Annotated in this window: 15 protein-coding genes, 10 tRNA genes, 2 rRNA genes and 2 pseudogenes (1 of these 29 running past the window's edge); 25 read left to right on the top strand and 4 right to left on the bottom strand. The window is 42.4% G+C overall.

Annotation, left to right across the window (positions count from 1 at the left end):
• The 21 genes from GFC28_RS12085 to GFC28_RS19995 all read left to right on the top strand — a co-directional run.
• A 23S ribosomal RNA gene (locus tag GFC28_RS12085) occupies window positions 1-2,492 on the top strand (it extends 437 nt beyond the left edge of the window).
• 385 nt (window positions 2,493-2,877) lie between these two features.
• Window positions 2,878-2,994, top strand: a 5S ribosomal RNA gene (gene rrf, locus GFC28_RS12080).
• A 162-nt stretch (window positions 2,995-3,156) separates the two neighbouring features.
• A tRNA-Asn gene (locus GFC28_RS12075) sits at window positions 3,157-3,231 on the top strand.
• A 1-nt stretch (window position 3,232) separates the two neighbouring features.
• Window positions 3,233-3,305: transfer RNA gene (locus GFC28_RS12070), tRNA-Thr, on the top strand.
• Window positions 3,306-3,321: 16 nt separating this feature from the next.
• Window positions 3,322-3,393 (top strand) — tRNA-Glu (locus GFC28_RS12065).
• Between the two features lie 6 nt (window positions 3,394-3,399).
• Window positions 3,400-3,472, top strand: a tRNA-Val gene (locus GFC28_RS12060).
• Between the two features lie 175 nt (window positions 3,473-3,647).
• Window positions 3,648-3,723, top strand: a tRNA-Thr gene (locus GFC28_RS12055).
• Window positions 3,724-3,733: 10 nt separating this feature from the next.
• Window positions 3,734-3,818, top strand: a tRNA-Tyr gene (locus GFC28_RS12050).
• 120 nt (window positions 3,819-3,938) lie between these two features.
• Window positions 3,939-4,013: transfer RNA gene (locus GFC28_RS12045), tRNA-Gln, on the top strand.
• Between the two features lie 13 nt (window positions 4,014-4,026).
• Window positions 4,027-4,099: transfer RNA gene (locus tag GFC28_RS12040), tRNA-Lys, on the top strand.
• A gap of 10 nt (window positions 4,100-4,109) precedes the next feature.
• A tRNA-Gly gene (locus GFC28_RS12035) sits at window positions 4,110-4,181 on the top strand.
• Between the two features lie 24 nt (window positions 4,182-4,205).
• Window positions 4,206-4,278 (top strand) — tRNA-Ala (locus tag GFC28_RS12030).
• A gap of 275 nt (window positions 4,279-4,553) precedes the next feature.
• Window positions 4,554-5,456, top strand: a complete 903-nt coding sequence (rocF, locus tag GFC28_RS12025; protein WP_044744737.1) for an arginase — start codon at window positions 4,554-4,556, stop codon at window positions 5,454-5,456.
• Between the two features lie 146 nt (window positions 5,457-5,602).
• Window positions 5,603-6,166 (top strand): RNA polymerase sigma factor SigW, encoded by a 564-nt coding sequence (gene sigW / locus GFC28_RS12020; protein WP_044744736.1) that lies wholly within the window; start codon window positions 5,603-5,605, stop codon window positions 6,164-6,166.
• A 13-nt stretch (window positions 6,167-6,179) separates the two neighbouring features.
• The gene (gene rsiW / locus GFC28_RS12015) at window positions 6,180-6,782 is read left to right on the top strand and encodes an anti-sigma-W factor RsiW (RefSeq protein WP_044744735.1); all 603 of its coding nucleotides are present in this window, start codon (window positions 6,180-6,182) and stop codon (window positions 6,780-6,782) included.
• Between the two features lie 101 nt (window positions 6,783-6,883).
• Window positions 6,884-7,705: a diadenylate cyclase CdaA gene (gene cdaA, locus GFC28_RS12010; RefSeq protein ID WP_044744734.1), complete on the top strand. Its 822-nt coding sequence runs from the start codon at window positions 6,884-6,886 to the stop codon at window positions 7,703-7,705.
• The gene (locus GFC28_RS12005; protein WP_044744733.1) at window positions 7,698-8,936 is read left to right on the top strand and encodes a CdaR family protein; all 1,239 of its coding nucleotides are present in this window, start codon (window positions 7,698-7,700) and stop codon (window positions 8,934-8,936) included. Before cdaA ends, GFC28_RS12005 begins: the two co-directional genes overlap by 8 nt.
• 21 nt (window positions 8,937-8,957) lie before the next feature.
• Window positions 8,958-10,304: a phosphoglucosamine mutase gene (gene glmM / locus GFC28_RS12000; protein ID WP_044744732.1), complete on the top strand. Its 1,347-nt coding sequence runs from the start codon at window positions 8,958-8,960 to the stop codon at window positions 10,302-10,304.
• Window positions 10,305-10,696: 392 nt separating this feature from the next.
• Window positions 10,697-12,499: a glutamine--fructose-6-phosphate transaminase (isomerizing) gene (gene glmS, locus GFC28_RS11990; RefSeq protein ID WP_044744730.1), complete on the top strand. Its 1,803-nt coding sequence runs from the start codon at window positions 10,697-10,699 to the stop codon at window positions 12,497-12,499.
• A gap of 557 nt (window positions 12,500-13,056) precedes the next feature.
• On the top strand, window positions 13,057-13,404 hold the full coding sequence (locus tag GFC28_RS11985) for a DUF4260 domain-containing protein (protein WP_044744738.1): 348 nt from the start codon (window positions 13,057-13,059) through the stop codon (window positions 13,402-13,404).
• A 435-nt stretch (window positions 13,405-13,839) separates the two neighbouring features.
• Window positions 13,840-13,962, top strand: coding sequence for a hypothetical protein (locus GFC28_RS19995; protein ID WP_255363047.1), 123 nt, complete (start codon window positions 13,840-13,842; stop codon window positions 13,960-13,962).
• A gap of 514 nt (window positions 13,963-14,476) precedes the next feature.
• On the opposite strand, the gene GFC28_RS11980 is transcribed toward GFC28_RS19995, so the two are convergent.
• Window positions 14,477-15,712, bottom strand: coding sequence for an MFS transporter (locus tag GFC28_RS11980; protein ID WP_052660959.1), 1,236 nt, complete (start codon window positions 15,710-15,712; stop codon window positions 14,477-14,479).
• 426 nt (window positions 15,713-16,138) lie between these two features.
• Between GFC28_RS11980 and GFC28_RS11975 the strand changes: the two genes are divergently transcribed.
• Window positions 16,139-17,566: a formylglycine-generating enzyme family protein gene (locus GFC28_RS11975; RefSeq protein ID WP_044743295.1), complete on the top strand. Its 1,428-nt coding sequence runs from the start codon at window positions 16,139-16,141 to the stop codon at window positions 17,564-17,566.
• 408 nt (window positions 17,567-17,974) lie between these two features.
• Here the strand turns inward: GFC28_RS11975 and GFC28_RS20285 are convergent, their stop codons facing one another.
• Complete coding sequence (locus tag GFC28_RS20285) at window positions 17,975-18,124, bottom strand: transposase (protein ID WP_231883482.1); 150 nt, start codon at window positions 18,122-18,124, stop codon at window positions 17,975-17,977.
• A 215-nt stretch (window positions 18,125-18,339) separates the two neighbouring features.
• On the opposite strand from GFC28_RS20285, the pseudogene GFC28_RS19345 reads away from it, so the two are divergent.
• The 3 genes and pseudogenes from GFC28_RS19345 to GFC28_RS11965 all read left to right on the top strand — a co-directional run.
• Window positions 18,340-18,459: pseudogene (locus tag GFC28_RS19345) on the top strand (ATP-binding protein); the annotation flags it as partial.
• 577 nt (window positions 18,460-19,036) lie between these two features.
• A pseudogene (locus tag GFC28_RS18930) lies at window positions 19,037-19,477 on the top strand (transposase); the annotation flags it as partial.
• Window positions 19,478-19,651: 174 nt separating this feature from the next.
• Complete coding sequence (locus GFC28_RS11965; protein ID WP_044742610.1) at window positions 19,652-20,305, top strand: HAD family hydrolase; 654 nt, start codon at window positions 19,652-19,654, stop codon at window positions 20,303-20,305.
• 217 nt (window positions 20,306-20,522) lie between these two features.
• Here GFC28_RS11965 and GFC28_RS11960 read toward each other — a convergent pair whose 3' ends face one another.
• A complete protein-coding gene (locus GFC28_RS11960; RefSeq protein WP_044742609.1) occupies window positions 20,523-21,194 on the bottom strand; it encodes a hypothetical protein in 672 nt (223 codons plus the stop codon).
• A gap of 4 nt (window positions 21,195-21,198) precedes the next feature.
• Window positions 21,199-21,882, bottom strand: a complete 684-nt coding sequence (locus GFC28_RS11955) for a GNAT family N-acetyltransferase (RefSeq protein ID WP_044742608.1) — start codon at window positions 21,880-21,882, stop codon at window positions 21,199-21,201.
• Between the last annotated feature and the right edge of the window lie 9 nt (window positions 21,883-21,891).

The raw sequence follows: 21,891 nt of genomic DNA, 5'->3' as shown, positions 1-21,891 counted from the left end.
TCCCGTCGGAAGCAGGGAGGACCATCTCCCAAGGCTAAATACTCCCTAGTGACCGATAGTGAACCAGTACCGTGAGGGAAAGGTGAAAAGCACCCCGGGAGGGGAGTGAAAGAGAACCTGAAACCGTGTGCCTACAAGTAGTCAGAGCCCATTCATGGGTGATGGCGTGCCTTTTGTAGAATGAACCGGCGAGTTACGATGACGTGCGAGGTTAAGTCGAAGAGACGGAGCCGCAGCGAAAGCGAGTCTGAATAGGGCGCCATAGTACGTCGTCGTAGACCCGAAACCAGGTGATCTACCCATGTCCAGGGTGAAGGTAGGGTAACACCTACTGGAGGCCCGAACCCACGCACGTTGAAAAGTGCGGGGATGAGGTGTGGGTAGGGGTGAAATGCCAATCGAACTTGGAGATAGCTGGTTCTCCCCGAAATAGCTTTAGGGCTAGCCTCAAGGGAAGAGTCTTGGAGGTAGAGCACTGATTGGGCTAGGGGCCCTCATCGGGTTACCGAACTCAGTCAAACTCCGAATGCCAATGACTTATCCTTGGGAGTCAGACTACGAGTGATAAGATCCGTGGTCAAAAGGGAAACAGCCCAGATCACCAGCTAAGGTCCCAAAGTATACGTTAAGTGGAAAAGGATGTGGAGTTGCTTAGACAACCAGGATGTTGGCTTAGAAGCAGCCACCATTTAAAGAGTGCGTAATAGCTCACTGGTCGAGTGACTCTGCGCCGAAAATGTACCGGGGCTAAACGTATCACCGAAGCTGTGGGATGACTTGCGTCATCGGTAGGGGAGCGTTCTAAGGGCGTCGAAGCCCGACCGGAAGGACGGGTGGAGCGCTTAGAAGTGAGAATGCCGGTATGAGTAGCGAAAACAGAGGTGAGAATCCTCTGCACCGAAAGCCTAAGGTTTCCTGAGGAAGGCTCGTCCGCTCAGGGTTAGTCGGGACCTAAGCCGAGGCCGAAAGGCGTAGGCGATGGACAACAGGTAGAGATTCCTGTACCACCTCCTCACCGTTTGAGCAATGGGGGGACGCAGGAAGGTAGGGTGAGCAGGCTGCTGGAATAGCCTGTCCAAGCGGTTAGGCTGCCAGATAGGCAAATCCGTCTGGCATCCAGGCTGAGCCGTGATGGCGAGGGAATCCAAGTACCGAAGTCCCTGATCCTCCACTGCCAAGAAAAGCCTCTAGCGAGGTGAGAGGTGCCCGTACCGCAAACCGACACAGGTAGGCGAGGAGAGAATCCTAAGGTGCGCGGGAGAACTCTCGTTAAGGAACTCGGCAAAATGACCCCGTAACTTCGGGAGAAGGGGTGCTCTCTTGGGTGTTGAGCCCGAGAGAGCCGCAGTAAAAAGGCCCAAGCGACTGTTTAACAAAAACACAGGTCTCTGCGAAGCCGAAAGGCGAAGTATAGGGGCTGACACCTGCCCGGTGCTGGAAGGTTAAGGGGAGCGCTTAGCTCAAAGCGAAGGTGCGAACCGAAGCCCCAGTAAACGGCGGCCGTAACTATAACGGTCCTAAGGTAGCGAAATTCCTTGTCGGGTAAGTTCCGACCCGCACGAAAGGTGTAACGACTTGGGCACTGTCTCAACGAGAGACCCGGTGAAATTATAGTACCTGTGAAGATGCAGGTTACCCGCGACAGGACGGAAAGACCCCGTGGAGCTTTACTGCAGCCTGATATTGAATTTTGGTACGTCATGTACAGGATAGGTGGGAGACAGAGAAGCCAGGACGCCAGTCTTGGCGGAGTCGCCCTTGGGATACCACCCTTGTCGTACTGAAGTTCTAACCCGCACCCCTGATCGGGGTGGGAGACCGTGTCAGGTGGGCAGTTTGACTGGGGCGGTCGCCTCCCAAAGAGTAACGGAGGCGCCCAAAGGTTCCCTCAGAATGGTTGGAAATCATTCGTAGAGTGTAAAGGCAGAAGGGAGCTTGACTGCGAGACCTACAAGTCGAGCAGGGACGAAAGTCGGGCTTAGTGATCCGGTGGTTCCGCATGGAAGGGCCATCGCTCAACGGATAAAAGCTACCCCGGGGATAACAGGCTTATCTCCCCCAAGAGTCCACATCGACGGGGAGGTTTGGCACCTCGATGTCGGCTCATCGCATCCTGGGGCTGTAGTCGGTCCCAAGGGTTGGGCTGTTCGCCCATTAAAGCGGTACGCGAGCTGGGTTCAGAACGTCGTGAGACAGTTCGGTCCCTATCCGTCGCGGGCGCAGGAAATTTGAGAGGAGCTGTCCTTAGTACGAGAGGACCGGGATGGACGCACCGCTGGTGTACCAGTTGTCCTGCCAAGGGCACCGCTGGGTAGCTATGTGCGGAAGGGATAAGCGCTGAAAGCATCTAAGCGTGAAGCCCCCCTCAAGATGAGATTTCCCATTGCATAAGCAAGTAAGATCCCTCGAAGATGACGAGGTAGATAGGTCCGAGGTGGAAGCGTGGCGACACGTGCAGCTGACGGATACTAATCGATCGAGGACTTAACCAATACGAAAAGGGGAGCAAGCTCGCTTGCATCCATAGGGCGTTTAAGCTTCTGACGGACAAGTCAGGAGACTGGGACAGAAGAAGCGGAAACGACCGTAGGATGCAGCTTGCGGAACTAGACAATACGAAAAGTGGAAGCGAGCGCTTAGCGCCGGAAGGAAAATATTCTTCCGACGAGACATGCTTGCATGTCGATGGAGGGAGATGATTTTCCACGAGGCGCTGCGAGCTGGAACTAGACAATACGAAAAGCGGAGCTAGACATCAAGAAAAGCACCGCCTATCCTTTCTTCTCTGATCTGTTATCTAGTTTTGAAAGAACCAAAAAGTTCTTGACATGGGCGAAATGCTCGTTATAATAATACTTGTCTGTTTGAAATAACAAGCCTAGTGACGATGGCGGAGAGGTCACACCCGTTCCCATCCCGAACACGGAAGTTAAGCTCTCCAGCGCCGATGGTAGTTGGGGCTAACGCCCCTGCAAGAGTAGGACGTTGCTAGGCTTTATATTAAACATATTCCGCAATAGCTCAGCGACGAGCATTTCTCCTCTGAGCAAACAGCGAGTTGCCTCGACGCATTGTGCTTCTTCGAATGTCTTGAAGAGGAAGAGGCAGTAGAAAAATACGAATAATGATTCGTTAGTTTTTGTGTTTATCCACTATTCCGCAATAGCTCAGCGGTAGAGCAACCGGCTGTTAACCGGTAGGTCGTAGGTTCGAATCCTACTTGCGGAGCCATGCTTCCATAGCTCAGTTGGTAGAGCACTTCCATGGTAAGGAAGAGGTCACCGGTTCAAGCCCGGTTGGAAGCTTGTGTTTATTATTTTTGGCCCGTTGGTCAAGTGGTTAAGACACCGCCCTTTCACGGCGGTAACACGGGTTCGAATCCCGTACGGGTCACTTTTAGGAGGATTAGCTCAGCTGGGAGAGCACTTGCCTTACAAGCAAGGGGTCGGCGGTTCGATCCCGTCATCCTCCATCATTATTTCAATGAAAACTAGTATAGGTGACGTCGGCTTAGCTCAATTGGTAGAGACGAGCGAAGCATCGGTGAAATGACTACGAGTTGCCTCGACGCATTGGACATCTTGGAATGTCTTGGAGAGGAAGAGGCACAAACTCTATCCTTTTATCGTTCGATTTCTATCTATTATGCCGGCTTAGCTCAATTGGTAGAGCAACTGACTTGTAATCAGTAGGTTGCGGGTTCAAGTCCTGCAGCCGGCACCATGATGGTCGTGGAGGGGTAGCGAAGTGGCCAAACGCGGCGGACTGTAAATCCGCTCCCTGTGGGTTCGGCGGTTCGAATCCGTCCCCCTCCACCATTCATACATAATGATGGATTGTGAAGTTATTTCGATTTGATGGAATAGCTTTTTGTATTGTTGAGTGCTCGATCATTTGTTCCAAAAAGCTTTATGAAATTTGACGTTTCATCAACATATTGGGCTATAGCCAAGCGGTAAGGCAACGGACTTTGACTCCGTGATGCGCTGGTTCGAATCCAGCTAGCCCAGCCATTGTTTTCTTAATGAGCCATTAGCTCAGCAGGTAGAGCATCTGACTTTTAATCAGAGGGTCGGAGGTTCGAGTCCTCCATGGCTCATTTTTTTATTGCGGAAGTAGTTCAGTGGTAGAACACCACCTTGCCAAGGTGGGGGTCGCGGGTTCGAGTCCCGTCTTCCGCTTATCAACATGAATCCTTTTAACGTGGGGCCTTAGCTCAGCTGGGAGAGCGCCTGCTTTGCACGCAGGAGGTCATCGGTTCGATCCCGATAGGCTCCATCATAAAAACTCCTTAAATCGACGAGATTTAAGGAGTTTTTATTTTTTTAAAAAGTAAAGGCCCAGCGACGGCAGGTTGAATCACTTTATTGAGCATCCGCGCAAGATCAAGCTTGGTTCGAGCCTTCCTCAACATGGCTTGTGCCATCTTCGCCGATCGGCGGGCGTTTTTCTTATTAATAATCGAATAAATATTCAAAAAAGTGTCAAGTTGAGTCAACGTTCAGTTATTAGATACAATAATAAATAGAATAAGGATGAAGGAGAGAGACAGCATGAAAAAAATCTCAATCATTGGTGTTCCAATGGATTTAGGACAGACTCGGCGCGGAGTAGATATGGGACCCAGCGCGATCCGATATGCTGGCGTTGTAGAAAGACTCGAACGCCTCAGCTATGACATTGAAGACTTGGGGGATATTTCAATCGGCAAACCTGAACGAATAGATGAGGAAGGAATCAAATCAAATTTGCGAAATTTGAAAGCGGTTGCTGAAGCAAATGAAAAGCTTGCTCAAGCCGTTGATGAAGTAATTAAAAAAGGACATTTTCCGCTTGTATTAGGCGGCGATCATAGCATTGCCATTGGCACCTTAGCGGGTGTCGCAAAACATTATAAAAATTTAGGCGTTATTTGGTATGATGCCCATGGTGATTTAAACACAGCTGAAACCTCCCCATCGGGTAATATTCATGGGATGCCGCTTGCGGCCAGCCTTGGATTCGGCCATCAGGCTCTAACCGGCATTGGTGGATATAGCCCGAAGGTGAAGCCAGAAAATATTGTATTGATTGGTGCAAGGGCGCTTGATGAAGGTGAAAAGCAATTTATTCGCGAAAAGGGAATTAGAGTATATACAATGCATGAAGTTGATCGTTTAGGCATGACGAAAGTAATGGAGGAAACGATTGCTTATTTAAAAGAGCGGACAGATGGCGTCCATTTATCGTTAGATTTAGATGGTTTAGATCCACATGATGCTCCGGGAGTAGGGACTCCTGTTATCGGCGGTCTGACGTATCGTGAAAGCCATTTGGCTATGGAAATGCTGGCTGAAGCACAATTGATTACTTCCGCTGAATTTGTAGAAGTAAACCCAATTTTAGATGAGAGAAATAAAACAGCATCTGTCGCCGTTGCGCTCATGGGGTCGCTGTTTGGAGAAAAACTAGTGTAGATAAGACGGGAGATGCAGACGGAAAAATCCGTCTGCTGTTTTTTTTTGTAAATATGTTAAAATAGATAGTGCGTCCAAAAGAGAAACTTTTTTCGTTTTACGAACGTATACAATTAATAGCCGCATGAGCGGGGGTATTATTGATTATGGAGATGTTTGTCAAAAAGCATATTAAAGCGATCCAAAAGGGAGACCAAAATGCCTATGCCGAGATTGTCGAGCTCTACAAAGACAGGGTCTATCGGTTATGCTATCGAATGCTAGGGAATCGTCATGAAGCGGAGGATGCTGCCCAAGAAGCTTTTATTCGGGCGTATGTCAACATCCATACGTATAACCCAGCAATGAAATTTTCTTCATGGCTTTATCGCATTGCAACGAATTTATCCATCGATAAATTGCGCAAAAAAAAGCCGGATATGTATTTGGATGAAGAAGTAAGTGGAACAGACGGTTTAACGCTATATTCTCAACTGCCTTCGAATGATGCTTCTCCGGAGGAAACAGTCGAAAGCTTAGAGCTTCAAGAGACGGTTCAAAGGGCGATTGAAAAGCTGCCTGAGAAATATCGCAGCGTTATTGTCTTAAAATATATGAATGATTTATCGTTACAGGAGATTAGTGAAATTCTTGATCTGCCTATAGGAACCGTCAAAACGAGGATTCATCGGGGAAGAGAAGCATTAAGAAAGCATTTAGGCCATTTATGAGAGGTGAACAAACATGAAATGTCCGGATCAAATCATAGAGTGGATGCATGATTATTTAGATGGCGATATTGCTCCGGATGATGAGAAGAGACTACGAGAACACTTACAACATTGCTCTGCGTGTTCTCAGCATTTCAATAGTCTGAAAAAGACGGTAGCGTTTATTCAATGTGCTTCGCCTCTTGCTCCGCCGGCGGATTTTACGGCAAATGTGATGGCAAAGCTGCCGAAAGAAAAGCAACGAGTCCGTGCAGGAAGGTGGCTGAAAAATCATCCCGTTTTGACAGCTGCTTCTTTATTTGTTGCCTTAACTATGGGAAGTCTTTTTACAACGTGGAACAAAGAGCAGCAATTTTCCGTTTCTACTAGGGAAGACGTGATCATTCATGATCATACGGTGATTGTTCCAAAAGGAGAAACGGTAGACGGCGATATCATCGTGCGAAATGGAAGCATCAAGATTGAGGGAAAAGTAAATGGGGACGTGACCGTCATTCATGGTGAAAAATATTTAGCCTCCGCTGGACAAGTAACTGGAGATGTGGAAGAAATTAATGAGATGTTTGATTGGATTTGGTATAATATAAAAAACGCAGTGAAAGCTATGCTTGAGTGAAGGCCATCTCTTTTGATGGCTTTTTTCGTCATGTGATATAATAAAGGAGTTGTTTACATAAAAAAATAAATAGGAATTAGAATGATAAAGGAAGTGTGAGAATGCCTTTTGGAGAGCTCCCGGTGTTAAGTTATCTAAGCAAAATTGTTGATATTCTTCTTGTATGGTACGTTTTTTACAAATTGATCATGATTATTCGCGGAACAAAAGCGGTCCAGCTTTTGAACGGGATTATTTTGATTATACTTGTGCGAATGGCCAGCAACTTTTTAGGCTTTAGCACATTGCAATGGTTGATGGACCGAGCATTGACATGGGGATTTTTGGCGATTATCATTATTTTCCAGCCGGAGTTAAGACGAGCGCTTGAACAATTAGGGCGCGGAAGGATATTTTCGCGAAGCAGCGTACCAGAAGAAGAAGGGAAAACGAAAGTGGTTGAAGCGATTATTAAGGCAACAGAGTATATGGCAAAACGCCGCATTGGGGCCTTAATATCCGTTGAGCGGGAAACAGGCATGGGCGACTACATTGAAACAGGAATTCCATTGAATGCGCAAATCTCCTCCGAACTGTTAATTAATATTTTTATCCCGAATACACCGCTGCATGATGGAGCTGTCATTGTCCAGAAAAATCAAGTGGCAGCGGCGGGATGCTACTTACCTTTATCAGAAAGCCCTTTTATTTCAAAAGAGTTAGGAACCCGGCACCGCGCTGCCTTAGGCATCAGTGAGGTGACCGATAGCGTGACCATTGTTGTGTCCGAAGAAACGGGGGCTGTATCGGTTACAAAAAACGGGGAACTGCATCGAGATTTGACTCCAGAGCAATTTCGTGAACTGCTCACGAAGGAGTTAGTACGGACAACGAAGACTACTTCCTCATCTCGTTGGCAATGGAGGGGGAAGAAAAGTGGATAAATTAATGAATAATCACTGGTTTATGAAAGCTTTTGCTCTGTTATTGGCGATCATGCTGTATATGTTCGTCAATATCGAGGAAAAGGAGATGAAATCAGGGGCTACGCGCAATTCGGTGGGACAGACGGATATCGAAACGGTTACAAATATTCCTGTCGTTACGTATTATGATGAAGAAAATTTAGTGGTTTCAGGTGTTCCGAAATTTGTAAGTGTAACACTGGAAGGACCGGCAAGTATTTTAAAGCCGACCGTATTGCAGCGGAATTTTGAAGTATATGTGGATTTAACGAATTTGGAGCTTGGCACTTACACCGTTCCGTTTAAATATAAAAATATCTCTGATAAGCTGACGGTCGCGATTCAGCCAGCGACGGCGAAGGTCACCATTCAAGAGAAGGTTTCTAAAGAATTTTCGGTCGATGTCGATTTTATTCATAAAAATAAAATGGCGGATGGGTATACTACCGAGCAGCCTATCGTCAAACCGGATACAGTGACCATTACGGGGGCGAAGGATTTAGTTGATCGAATAGCGCTTGTCAAAGCAAGAGTAGATTTATCCGGAGCTGCAGATATTTTACGGCAGGAATCTCGAGTGATCGCTTACGACCGTAACGGACGGGTGCTAGATGTCGATATTAATCCCTCGATTGTCGATATCACTGTACCAATTAAGAGTCCAAGCAAATCGGTTCCGCTCAGAATTAATCAAACAGGAACTTTAAAAAAGGGACTCAGTATTGCTAAAATAGAAACCGTGCCAAATGAAGTGACGATTTTCGGTCCTAAAGAGGTCATTGATCCCATTGAATTTATTGATGGCATCACCATTAATTTAAATGAAATCACAGAAAATACAACTTTAGAAGTGAAAGTTCCTTTACCTCAGGGAGTTAAAAATGTAGATCCTCAAAAAATCAAAGTGAATATACAAGTCCAGCAGGAGGAAGAAAAAACCCTTTCTGCTCTGCCTATTGATATATTGGGATTGAGCGATCAATATACCGCGCAATTTATTGATCCGGAAAATGGGACGATGGATGTTCAGCTGCAAGGTGCGGCGAGTGTGCTGGATCACATTCAGCCAGATGATATCCAGCTTTATGTCAATGCCAATGAATTAGGAGCCGGTGAACACGATGTAGAAGTAGAGGTTAATGGGCCAGAAAATATTAAATGGAATTTGCCTAAAAATAAAGCAAAGATACGAATCATCCAGCGATCATGAGATAAAGGGGAGATATGCATAATGGGTAAATATTTTGGCACTGATGGTGTACGCGGAGTGGCGAATAGTGAGCTGACACCAGAATTAGCGTTTAAAATAGGACGCTGCGGCGGCTATATCTTAACAAAAGATAAAGAGCGGCCAAAGGTGTTAATTGGCCGTGATACACGCATCTCAGGACATATGCTTGAAGGGGCGCTTGTTGCCGGATTGCTTTCAATCGGTGCAGAAGTTATGCGCCTCGGCGTCATTTCAACACCAGGAGTGGCCTATTTAACAAAAGCATTGGGCGCTCAAGCGGGAATTATGATCTCCGCATCGCATAATCCAGTTCAAGATAATGGAATTAAGTTTTTTGGGCCCGATGGATTTAAGCTTTCAGATGAGCAGGAACAAGAAATTGAGCAACTGTTGGACAGTGCTGAGGATACACTGCCTAGACCGACAGGAAAAGAGTTAGGTCAAGTTAACGATTATTTTGAAGGTGGACAAAAATACTTACAGTATTTAAAGCAAACAGTCGATGAAGATTTTTCCGGGCTTCGTATTGCGCTTGACTGCGCGCATGGAGCCACTTCTTCATTAGCAACCCATCTTTTTGCAGATTTGGAGGCAGATGTATTGACGATGGGAGCTTCGCCGAACGGCATTAATATTAATGACGGGGTTGGTTCTACGCATCCAGAGGCGCTGGCTGAATTTGTGAGAGAGAAAGAAGCAGATGTTGGGCTGGCGTTTGATGGAGACGGAGATCGTTTAATTGCGATTGATGAGCATGGGAATGTCGTGGATGGCGATCAAATTATGTACATTTGCGCAAAATTTTTAAAAGAACAAGGACGTTTAAAGCATCAAACAGTCGTATCGACCGTGATGAGCAATCTTGGGTTTTATAAGGCATTAGATGAACATGAAATAAAAAGCGTGCAGACGGCCGTCGGCGACCGCTACGTTGTAGAAGAAATGAAGAAACACGGATACAACCTTGGCGGTGAACAATCAGGACATATTATTTTTCTTGATTACAATACAACAGGAGACGGATTATTGACGGCATTACAGCTTGTAAACATTATGAAGGCCACGAAAAAATCTCTTTCTGAGCTGGCGAGCGAGATGTCAAAATACCCTCAGCTGCTTGTCAATGTGAAAGTAACGGACAAACATCAAGTGATGGAGAATGAAAAGGTAAAGGCTATCATTCAAGAGGTAGAAAATGAAATGCATGGCAATGGACGAATTCTTGTCCGCCCATCCGGCACAGAACCGCTTGTTCGCGTCATGGCAGAAGCGCCGACGAAAGAAGCGTGTCAAAGCTATGTAGCTCGTATTGTTCAGGTGATTCAAGCTGAAATGGGAGCTGAATAATGGCCCTTTTTGGTAGACATCCTATGCATAAATGGAACGCTTTATTCCATTTATGCATATTTTATGTTGTAAAGGATATTACAGTTGACGTCTTTAGGGCGTTTCCTGTAATATTAATTTTGTTGTCATTCACATATAGAAAGGTGGGTAGAAGAAGCTTTCATGAAGAAGCGCCTGGACTAAGCGATGATCGGATAACCGCTTAGTTGACGAGGAGGAGGTTGATCGAATGCTCGGCGGATGCCTCCCGGCTGGTGCGATTGCAGCCGCAAACTTTTCCTTAAAACAAAGAGGCGACTCTTTGCACAAAGGGAAAAGTCCAATCGTTTAATCAAAGAAAAGGGGCAAGAAAGGCCCCTGCTTGCCCCTTGAAAATAGGGAGGAAAACAAATATGTGTGGAATTGTTGGATATATTGGACAACAGGATTCAAAAGAGATTTTATTGCGCGGACTGGAAAAACTAGAATATCGCGGTTATGATTCAGCTGGAATTGCGGTGTTAAACGAAGATGGCGTGCATGTTTTTAAAGAAAAAGGCCGCATTGCTGATTTGCGGCAAACGGTTGATCTCAATGTACAAGCACCGCTCGGCATTGGCCATACCCGCTGGGCGACACATGGGGTGCCAAGCCGTACGAACGCTCACCCGCATCAAAGCGCTTCTGGACGTTTTACGTTAGTGCATAATGGAGTCATTGAGAACTACGCATTATTACAGCGTGATCATTTGCAGAATGTACAGTTCCAAAGCGAAACGGATACAGAAGTGGTTGTTCAGTTGGTTGAAAAATTTGTGAATGATGGATTCGAAGCGGAAGAAGCATTTCGCAAAACATTAACACTTTTAAAGGGATCGTATGCGATTGCTCTCATCGATGCAGAAGATCCAGAGGTGATTTATGTAGCGAAAAATAAAAGCCCATTGCTTGTCGGCCTTGGGGACGGATTTAATGTCGTAGCCAGCGATGCTATGGCGATGCTGCAAGTGACAAACCAATACGTCGAATTAATGGATCAAGAAATGGTGATTGTCAAGCGGAATGCGGTCACGATTAAAAAATTGGACGGTCAAGAGGTGGCACGCTCTCCATATACTGCGCAATTGGATGCAAGCGATATTGAAAAAGGAACCTATCCGCATTATATGTTAAAGGAAATTGACGAGCAGCCGCTTGTGATGCGCCGTATTATTCAAAAATATCAAGATGCGTCAGGTGTTTTAACCATTGATAAAGACATTGTCAATGCGGTACTCGAAGCGGACCGCCTCTATATTATTGCGTGCGGCACAAGTTATCACGCGGGCTTAGTCGGCAAACAATTGCTTGAAAAATGGGCGAACATTCCGGTTGAAGTGCATATTGCTAGCGAATTTTCATACAATATGCCATTGTTATCGAAAAAGCCTCTATTTATTTACATTTCACAAAGCGGCGAAACAGCAGACAGCCGCGCTGTACTTGTTCAAACGAAAAAACTTGGCTATAAAGCGTTGACGATCACCAATGTACCTGGTTCTACATTATCACGCGAAGCAGACTATACACTATTGCTTCATGCTGGTCCAGAAATTGCGGTTGCCTCGACAAAAGCCTATACGGCTCAAATTGCCGTTCTTGCGATTTTAGCAACAGTCGCAGCAAAAGCTAAAGGCATTGCGCTCGATTTTAGCTTGGTGAAAGAGCTTGGCATCATCGCAAATGTCATGGAAATGCTTTGTGATGCAAAAGAAGAGATGGAGCAAATTGCTCGCGAATATTTAGAGACCACACGCAATTGCTTCTTCATTGGCCGCGCGTCCGATTTCTATGTAGGGCTTGAAGGAGCATTAAAGCTAAAAGAGATTTCCTATATTCAAGCAGAAGGATTCGCTGGCGGTGAGCTAAAGCATGGAACGATTGCTTTGATTGAGGAAGGCACGCCGGTGGTTGCTTTGGCGACACAAGAGCATGTGAATTTAAGCATTCGCGGCAATGTGAAAGAAGTGGTGGCCCGTGGCGCCAACCCATGCATTATTTCCATGAGAGGCTTGGAAACAGACGAGGACCGTTACGTCATTCCGGCTGTTCATCCAATGCTGACGCCGCTTGTGGCCGTTGTGCCGTTGCAGCTGATCGCTTACTACGCTGCTTTACACCGCGGCTGCGACGTCGACAAACCGCGCAACCTCGCCAAAAGCGTAACGGTGGAATAGAGAAGGTTTATATTGCTTTAAAGTTTGATAAAAATAACCTCTTGCGGATATCATATCCGCAAGAGGTTATTTTTTCATTTTTTTAGGAATTCAAAAAGGGGGAGGAAATGAAGGTTTCGAGACTTTTATTCTTGTAAACGATAGTGGTATTTTAGACAGGCATACTTTAAACAAAATGAACGTGTTGCCCAACGTATATGGATATATAAATGCACATAAACCAATCCACTTTGTTTGTACATTTAATGAAAAACGATCTAAGAAGTTTCGGCATTATCGTTATGTGTCAGTTCTGTATGATGATTTTGGCTATTTGCTTGCTCTAGCTTTGCAGCATCATCATTGTTTTTTATATTTTAACAGTTTTTGGTTGACGTTCAAACAATTTTATAATAAAAATAAAAATGAAAACTATTCAAATTATTCCAGATATTTAAATGAGGGGTGGATTGTCACTAAATACATCTATTTCCTATAAAATAATTTTAAAGGTTCTGGTTTACATGCTCATGATTGTTATCAAAATGGCTAAATTACAGTTATTAAGGGAGAATAGTATGAATAAAATTCTTTTACAATTAGAAGGGGCAGCTATCCTATTGTTGAGTCTTTATTTTTACTCTTATAACCAATTTAGTTGGCTTTTGTTTTTCGTTTTGTTATTCGCTCCAGATATATCAATGATTGGTTATTTATTCAATAATAAAGTTGGTGCCGTGCTTTATAATTTATTTCATACATATAGTTTACCAATTGGAGCTGTTATCTTAGGAGTGCTGTTATCAAGCGAAGTGGTTTTAGAGATAGGCTTAATATGGTCTGCTCATATCGGAATGGATAGGATGATTGGTTATGGATTAAAATATTCAACACATTTTAAGGACACGCATTTAAATCGTGTTTAAATAAACGATTGAACTAAAGGATGTTGTTGGTCTGGATCTGTGTCAAATCTTTGGACACTTTCATTCTATACTAACTAAATGCCTGTTTCTTTAATAGTGAGAGAGTGAAGCATTTGGCATCGAGCTCCTGCAGTCATGATTCTGTTGCTGAGAATCCAGATGGTTACAAAATCGGCATCGCCACACAAGGCTACCATGCCCAATGCCTAAAGACAAGGCTTCGTTTAAATTTTAATATTGATTTTTTAGACTGCAGAAAAAGACCAAAATAAATCGTCCTTTTTGTATGTCTTGATTAACTATCGCGCCTGTTAATTATGCATGATAAAAAGCTGTTTAAAAAACACACGTTATGGAGTAAAATGGAAGTAACTCCGAACGTGTGTTTTTTCTTAAGGAGTGATAGCTTGGGGTTTTGAAGAGTATCAAGCTCTAATGAAAGAAATGTTAGATCTAGCGGTTGCAATACTTGAGCATCAGCAAGTTATCGCTAATACCAAAGAGAAGTTAAACGGGAACTTAGAAAATCCTCTGGAACAAGATTATATAAGATCATGATGGTTCCTTTCCCAATGAACCTATTGAATGAGGAATAAATGGGGTCAAGGTAATCACTAGAGTTTTATATCAAACTAGTAAAGGTTTAAAAGATAGAGCAGGTACTGAATTTATTATATGGATAAGTATATTGTTCGTGCTTGTGAAGCAAAATTTATTTTTATATACCCGAGGTGCTAGATAAAATGATGATGTATAAAATTTTGTGTAAAGCATTTTGCTAGACCAAAAGAAAAAAGGTGTAACCGACGAGAAAAATTGAACAGTTTCGCTAAATAAGAGTGAACACTTTTCTGGAAATTCCAGCGTAATCCCTATCACTTGACATGGAGCCTCTGCGTACAAGATATTTCCTAAAAAGCGAGCAACAACAAGAATCAGCCGCATGAAACGAGGCTATCATTACGCCACTCTATGTAAAGTGCGCGTTTCTAACTGGTAAAAAACTGTTCAATTTAATCAATCGAATTCTGTTCAGTTTTATTTAGCGGCCACAGGTTGACCTGAAAACAGGTCAACCTTCTGTTTTTATCTTAATATTTTTAATTTCTGTATCTTTATATCTTTTTACGTTAATTGATACGGCTAAAAAAGAAGATGTGAAATATAATATTGAGGCTAATATGTATACAAGTTTAACGCCTAAAAAATCAGAAATGGTTCCCATTAGGAAAACAGATATAGAAAATACAATATAATATATGTTACTTTGAGTAGAATAAACTTTTGGTAGATAACTTTCCTCTATAGATGACTGAAAGTAGGTATTTTGCGATACATCTCTAAGTTGATAGAAAGGTCCCATAATAAATACTAAAGTAAGCGCTACAATTGGTGATTTAGTAAAGGCATAAATTAAAACAAAAACACTCACTCCAAAGGATCCCAATATTATACTATAAACTAAATTTCGTTGCATCCATTTTGAAATTAAGACAATGAAAATACCACCAATTATACTACCTAAATAGTAACTGGCATTGATATACCCCCACCAAGTCTCATTTTGTTTTAATATTTCTTTTACGAATACTAATGTGATCCCTCCAATCCAAATTCCCCCTGCAATTCCTTCAATTATCCCCATAATTGTTATTAACCTAAGATTAGCATTCTTAAATAGTATAGACCAGCCAATTTTTATGGAATCCCAGTTAGGTCTAGATTTACTAGCTCCGCGAAATTTTTCAGATATGAGAAGAGTAGATAGAGCAGACAATATATAGAGACTTAATGCGAAATACAAAATATTAATGTTCCCAAAGTGAATTGCTGCTACCCCACCCAAAGACCAACCCAACAAAGCAAGGGATTGGTCCGTCGTACTTATTAAGCTATTGGCTTTTGCTAATTTCTCTTTTTGTACGATTTTAGGTGTTAAAGAGTTTCTTGCAGGATTTGTCCATCCATCTAGGAAACCGATGAAAAAAATGATTAAATAAATAATTAAATTAATCAAAAAATGATTGATATCTTTGAAGTAAAACAAAAGAATAAGTATAAATAGTAAATACGATTGTCCAAATAAAGAAATTCTTAAGATGAACTTTAAAGGATATCGATCTGTTATTATAGGCATAAAAAAGCTACTTAGAAACTTTGCTATAACATGAATCATGGTAACTAAACCCGCTAAAGTCCCTGAGCTTGTAATATGGTAAATCATCATAGTTACTGTCATCATATATAGGGAATTAGCTAATTTTCCCAGTGAATTTCCCATCCACAAAAAATAAAAAGATTTATTCAATTAATATCCTCCTCTACAAGTTTATTTTGGTTCATATACACACCCAAAATCACTGTCACCTTCTCTATCGAATAATTAATCTTTTCTCTTCAAATGCTGAGTATAAATACTCTCTAACTTTGAAATGATCCTCCCTTTAATATAAATTTAATTTTTATTTTTTATATTTTTTAAAAAATACTTTATTTTCCTTAAATTATATTATATTATATTTTTGAGAATATTTTAAGGAGGGATTAAAATGAAAATGAAGAAAAATTGGCGCAACCGTCTTGCTATTGTAATGCCAGTATTGCAAGAAGAAAAATGGTAAAATTCTAAGGGGCAGGGAGAATATTTTTTCCCTGCCCTTATACTGAAGATTGAGGGGGAAAAAGAGTGAGTACTGAAATTAAACATTTACATATAGAAATATATGAAAACGATATGAACTTACTTTCTCAAATTGAAGAGGTTTTAGAACCAGACTATTTAGATTCACTTACTGTGCCGAAGTTAAAAGATTTATTTAACTCACGTATCATTCCAGAGTTGTTAAAAGTGTCCCATCCTGTTGCTGCTGAATATATATTTGGGATGTCAATTGGACATCCACATACATATGTACGTTATAGGTTGATAGATATCGTAAAAAATTGGTTACCGTATTTTTCTGCGGTAGAAACCATTGTTAGATTAACTCACGATCCTGATGATTTAGTTTCTTTTAAAGCTATTGAAATTTGTGGACAAGAAAAAATTGAGGAAAGCTATAAATTACTAGCACCTATTATCGGTGGTGCTAGCAAAAAAGTTTATTCACCTAATAAACCAGTAGGATTAGGAGCACAGAAAGTTCTAAAATCACTTATTGACCTGCTAGGTACTGATGATCCTGAAGAATTACAATTAATAGAAAATTACTATAAAGAACACGGACATTTGTTTAATAGGTATGACTTTGAAGAACCTATCCCTAACGAACTATTAGAAGAGTTTTGTAAAAAAGAAGAAGAAGGAATGATTTTAATTCCTGGTGGTTTTTTCACTTTTGGACTTGATCCGCATCAAGTGCCTGATAAAACGTTCGGGTGGCATGATGCAATACCTTCTAGGAAAGTTTGGCTTCCTCCATTTTTTATTGATAAGTATCCAGTAACCAATGAAGAGTATGATGAGTTTGTTGAATATACTAAGAAAAATGGTCATATATTCTGCCATCCTAATGAACCTCAAGAAAAAGATCATACAAGAAACACTTTTTGGGATGAACGTTTTAAACCCGATCATCCTGTAACGGGGATTGACTGGTATGATGCATTTGCGTTTTCAAGGTGGAAAGGCAAGGAGCTACCAACTGAATTTCAATGGGAAAAGGCTGCACGGGGAGAAGATGGTAGAATATGGCCTTGGGGTAATGCTTTTAATAGAAATGCAGCAAATTGGTGTGCTCATTGGTTAAATTATACACCTGAAAGTTTGGATGAATGGCGGGAGGGTATTACCTCGTTCTCTGAAGAATTTCCGGAAGAACCTATCAAGAGAGCATCCGAATTTGAAAAGGACGAATATGTTAGCCCTTATGGCGTTGTTGGAATGGTGGGTAATCATTGGGAATGGACACGAAGTGATCTATTAACTGGCAGAGAGTTTCACCCTGGTTTCTCGAATAAACAGAGTAAACATCATGCCTTTGCGGTGTTGAAAGGAGGTTCTTTCTTTTCATTACCGGGTCTAATGTATCCTTCTTTTAGGGGGAAGGATATTCCATTTTGCAGGCATAATGAAATGGGTTTTAGGTGTGTGAAAAACATTCCTATTTATACTTTAAGAAAAGCTATAGGTAAACCAATTACAAATACGGCTATTTATTAAAATTACTGGAATGGCTGACGTAAGTTATTATAAATGTTACGTCAGCCTTTATTATTTATATACTTCGTAATAATAGAAATATATAATTTTGACTCTGGACAAATCGTCACTATTTGTGAATCCATGTAATGAAGAGTGATAGTGTTGTAAAAAAATAAAGTAAAAACTCGAAGTTGTGCATAAGAATGCAACATAACACATGCAGTAAATATCGATGAAATCCATACCATCGGGGTTGCTCCACCCCATTACTCTTTAGCACGTTAAATACCCGCTCCATCTCGAGCGAAGCCCAAACAACCATTGGCCCAATCTCGTTTTCAACAAGACAGGAAGACCCTGGCCATAGGCATCTTTTCGTTCCTTGCTATTGCGGCGGTCGGTGGGAGACATGAATAAGATTCCTGCTTACTCAGAAGTTTGTCGGACCTTTTCGCTGTTATACGCGGCATCCCCTAACACACAAACTCCATATCCCATTGCCCCAAAAGAAGCAAGTAATTCTGGTGCCACTGCCGCATCATTCCTGTTCGCTGTGGTCAATACGTGAGATAAGATGATTCCCTTGGTAGTGGTACAGGGATGGAGTTTATATCCTTTAAACCAGTAGCATCGGATGGCCCTCCACTTTGCCTATGAATGATAAAGACTGCTTAGAAGGACCGTGCTGTCGATCAGGACGATTTTGAGATACCGTACTTCTAGATCTTTGAGCAGCTGTGCGTGAAAAACAGAAAATCTCTGTTCCCAAAACCACTTTGCCGCACGGGAAAGCGACAGCGATTTTAGATCGCCTATTACATCACGCCATTACCTTTAATATCAAAGGCGATTCTTATCGTCTACGAGAAAAGAAAAAAGCAGGAGTTTATCCTGCCCAGTTGCCTAATTAAACGTTCATAATGGGGAATTTCATTTCGTTGAAATAATCGTTATTGACACCATAATAAAGGTATTTACAAAATTCCTCTTAAAAAAGGTAATATATTAGAAATTAATAAGTTTTTATTTTTTGAATCTGATAACATTGTGATTAATTTAAAGCCTTTATATTGACTATTTATCCGGAAATATTTGAGGAATACTATTATCAAAAAATATGAAGAGACTAATCGATTATAACCAGTAATTAATACTAAAATGTTGAAGATGTGTTTGGTTAATGGTCAAGTCCGGTGAACTTCTTTGTCATTTGCGTCCCGAACACATTGTCAATGTTAAAAATGTTGATCAAATTTGTAATGGAATCATCGAATCCATCCAACATGATACGGCCATTCAATTCGTGGGAGTTCATAGAACCGCGGCATATGCGATCAAACTAGTAAGTCGTTGCTGTCCGTTTGCCGGTAAAATCTATGGACTCAATTAAAGGTCATTTGATGTTGCATTGAGTATACAATATAAAATCGAATGATGTGAATGGATGAGGGAGAAAACAGCTGTCAAATCCCATTTAACCTAAGGCGGTGTATCGACGAATTTGTTTTTCGAAAAGGGCATGATGATAGAGTGGCGGCGATAGGAGAAGTGTATTTCATCGAAGCAGGAAAGAAGGAGGAAGCCATTCGAAGCGTATTGGCGTGTGTGTCTTCTTCGGTCCAGTGGGTCGTGAGCGATTTGAAAAAGCCATTCAAGGGGTATATCCAGAAGCGATACGTGTAGCCGATTATTTTTATGTCATTTAGTTGTTTACAGAAGCTTTAGATCGGTACCGTAAAGAGTGCCATCGCAAAAGCACTTGTTAAACGAACAGAAGTTTCGTTCATATTGTTGCTTTATTCGAATGGTAGAATGGAAGGAACGAACAACAAAATCAAGCTGATCAAACGTCGAGGAGATGGATACAGAAATATCCAACAATTGGCATTACGGGTGCGGCTAGAAACGTCTACCATACTTCAATGGTAGATGCAAGTACAGCTTTTGGTGATGAACTATGATTTTGGAGAATAAGGTACAATATTCATTGCCAGACCTTGATTTATAGATTTCTGTTAAAATATAAGAGGAAGCGCTTTTTGAAACCAATAGCAGAATGGAAGCGTGAATGCAGCAAAGTTTTTGGAAAGGGGAAGAGCCATTTTGATCAAAGCGATTATTTTTGATTTTGACGGTTTAATTGTAGATACAGAGACAGCTTGGTTTGAGGCTTATAAAGAAGCGATGAATGTCTATGATGTCGATTTGCCGCTGGAACGTTTTGTTCAAACTGTTGGAACAGATAATGCGGCGCTTTATGAATTTGTTCAACAGCAGCTGGGGGAAAACGTCAGCATTGAAGAAATTGAAGCGAAAGCCGCAAGTTTTTATCAAATCAAGATGAAAACCCCTCAGGCACGTGAAGGGGTGAAGGACTATTTAGAAGAGGCAAAGCAATTGGGCTACAAAATAGCGATTGCTTCAAGTTCTCACAAGGAATGGGTCATTCATTATTTAAATGAGCTTGGGCTGCTGTCCTATTTTGAAGTGATTATTACAAGTGAAGATGTGGAGAGCATCAAACCAGCTCCCGACTTGTATCTAAAAGCGCTGGCTGCTTTAGCTGTCCGTCCTGATGAAGCAGTCGTTTTTGAGGACTCGTTAAATGGGTTGAAAGCCGCTTTGGCCGCGGGATTAAAATGTGTGGTTGTGCCTAATCCAGTCACAAAATTTCTAAACTTTCAACAGCACAGCTTGCAGCTAAATTCGATGGCGGAAAAGCGTTTAGCGGAGGTGATCGAGCTGATCAAAGGATAATGGAGAGGGGCATTTTACATTTATATAAATGTGAAAATCTACTTAGCCGAAAGAGAAATGCGATCATAGTGGCATGGAGTCTTGTGCGGGCATGATTTCTTTTGAAAAGAAGCCAGCTGTTATTTGGCATCGTCTCAAGCAAGACGATCATGCCCGCCGCTTTATATCAGGCAAAATAGGGACACAAGTGAAAATTGAGCCCTTGGAAAAAGACGGGTTACAGATGGAAAAGCACCACCGTATCTCGCGTTTTTAGACGTTCGATCATGTCATACCATGCTTGCGGTTTGTTCGGCAAGACCGCATAGTAGCGTGTTAAAAATGTCACGATAAGCTCAGTCGGAAGTTCATTTACATTTTCGTCCATCGGAAGGAAGCAAAGGTCAAGTCCTTCTACCGCTTCTCCGTCATTGTTCCAGGATGGATGGACATAAGGGAAGTCAAGGCGCTTATAGCCGAGGTGGGACAAGACTTCCCGACGGACATATGGGTCCATCGGCTTCACGCCGCCAAATTCATAATGTTCGACACGATACGGGTCATAAATTTCCGCAAACATGCCAAATAATTGGTTTCCACAAGCGGCTGCCCAAGCGTTTAAGTCTTCTAATCTCTTTTTGGCTAAAAATCGGCCGATTCCAAGTCCCGCTTGCCCGATGATGGTGAAATCCGTCATGGCAATATTGACATCTTCATAATAACGGTACTCTGTTGCGCCCACGACCTTTCCTTCATGAACGGCCACGCATACACGGATTCCCGGATCTTCTAGAGGTTCTTTCCAAAAATCGAATGCTAATACTTCTTCAGGTGGAAATACTTCTTGCATCAATTGGTGCATTTTTTTAAATAAAGGGTCTTCAATACTCGTGATTCTCCGATATTCCATTTCCTCATTCTCCTTGCCGTAATTTTTTCAAAAACGGATTTTTCCATTCCATCAGGACCGCATAGTTACGAGATTCCTCATCCTCCAAATAGTTTTCTACCACTTTCACCGGAGTGCGGCCACAGCGAAGCAGGAATGTAATGACGGGGTCTTTTAATTCGCCTTTGATCACCGCTTCGAGGTATTGCTCCGCTGTCATTTGATCTGCCTTTTGATGATAGCCGGGCATTCTCCCTCCGCCTAACAAACGTTCTAATCCGAGCTGAATGACGACTTCATACATGGAAAGCATCAGCCACTTTCCCAGCCCTAATTTGCGATAGGCGGGGCGTACGCCAATATCGACAACATAAAGCGTATTCCCGTTTGGCTGATGATTGCGAATATAGCCGTGATCGGTAATTTCTTCCCATGTATGTTCCGGATGATTCGGATCAAAATGAACAATGAGCCCGGTCATCGATCCGGCCATTTCGCCATCGACCTCCACACATAAGGCTCCTTCTGGAAAGAGCGTCACGTGGTTTTTTAATTGTTCCGTGTTCCACCATAGTTCAGAAGGAAAGGGAGGTGGGAAGCTTTCCTGTTGAATGCGGATTAAGCCCGGAAAATCTTTTTCTTCATAATTTCGAATCACGGCCCGAACAGGCCGATCGTTCTCAAACACGTAAAGCTCTTTCCAGTACATGATGCTTCC

It is taken from the genome of Anoxybacillus sp. B2M1 (assembly GCF_001634265.1).
Classification (GTDB): domain Bacteria; phylum Bacillota; class Bacilli; order Bacillales; family Anoxybacillaceae; genus Anoxybacteroides; species Anoxybacteroides rupiense.
This window is presented reverse-complemented; position numbering and strand designations above follow the sequence as displayed.

Excerpts from the sequence above, each read along its gene's own strand:
- GFC28_RS11960 (WP_044742609.1), bottom strand. The coding sequence starts at position 21,194 with ATGGAATATCGGAGAATCACGAGTATTGAAGACCCTTTATTTAAAAAA.
- rocF (WP_044744737.1), top strand. The coding sequence starts at position 4,554 with ATGAAAAAAATCTCAATCATTGGTGTTCCAATGGATTTAGGACAGACT.
- cdaA (WP_044744734.1), top strand. The coding sequence starts at position 6,884 with ATGCCTTTTGGAGAGCTCCCGGTGTTAAGTTATCTAAGCAAAATTGTT.
- rsiW (WP_044744735.1), top strand. The coding sequence starts at position 6,180 with ATGAAATGTCCGGATCAAATCATAGAGTGGATGCATGATTATTTAGAT.
- glmS (WP_044744730.1), top strand. The coding sequence starts at position 10,697 with ATGTGTGGAATTGTTGGATATATTGGACAACAGGATTCAAAAGAGATT.
- GFC28_RS11955 (WP_044742608.1), bottom strand. The coding sequence starts at position 21,882 with ATGTACTGGAAAGAGCTTTACGTGTTTGAGAACGATCGGCCTGTTCGG.
- GFC28_RS11975 (WP_044743295.1), top strand. The coding sequence starts at position 16,139 with ATGAACTTACTTTCTCAAATTGAAGAGGTTTTAGAACCAGACTATTTA.
- GFC28_RS19995 (WP_255363047.1), top strand. The coding sequence starts at position 13,840 with ATGAAAGAAATGTTAGATCTAGCGGTTGCAATACTTGAGCATCAGCAA.
- GFC28_RS11985 (WP_044744738.1), top strand. The coding sequence starts at position 13,057 with ATGAATAAAATTCTTTTACAATTAGAAGGGGCAGCTATCCTATTGTTG.
- sigW (WP_044744736.1), top strand. The coding sequence starts at position 5,603 with ATGGAGATGTTTGTCAAAAAGCATATTAAAGCGATCCAAAAGGGAGAC.
- glmM (WP_044744732.1), top strand. The coding sequence starts at position 8,958 with ATGGGTAAATATTTTGGCACTGATGGTGTACGCGGAGTGGCGAATAGT.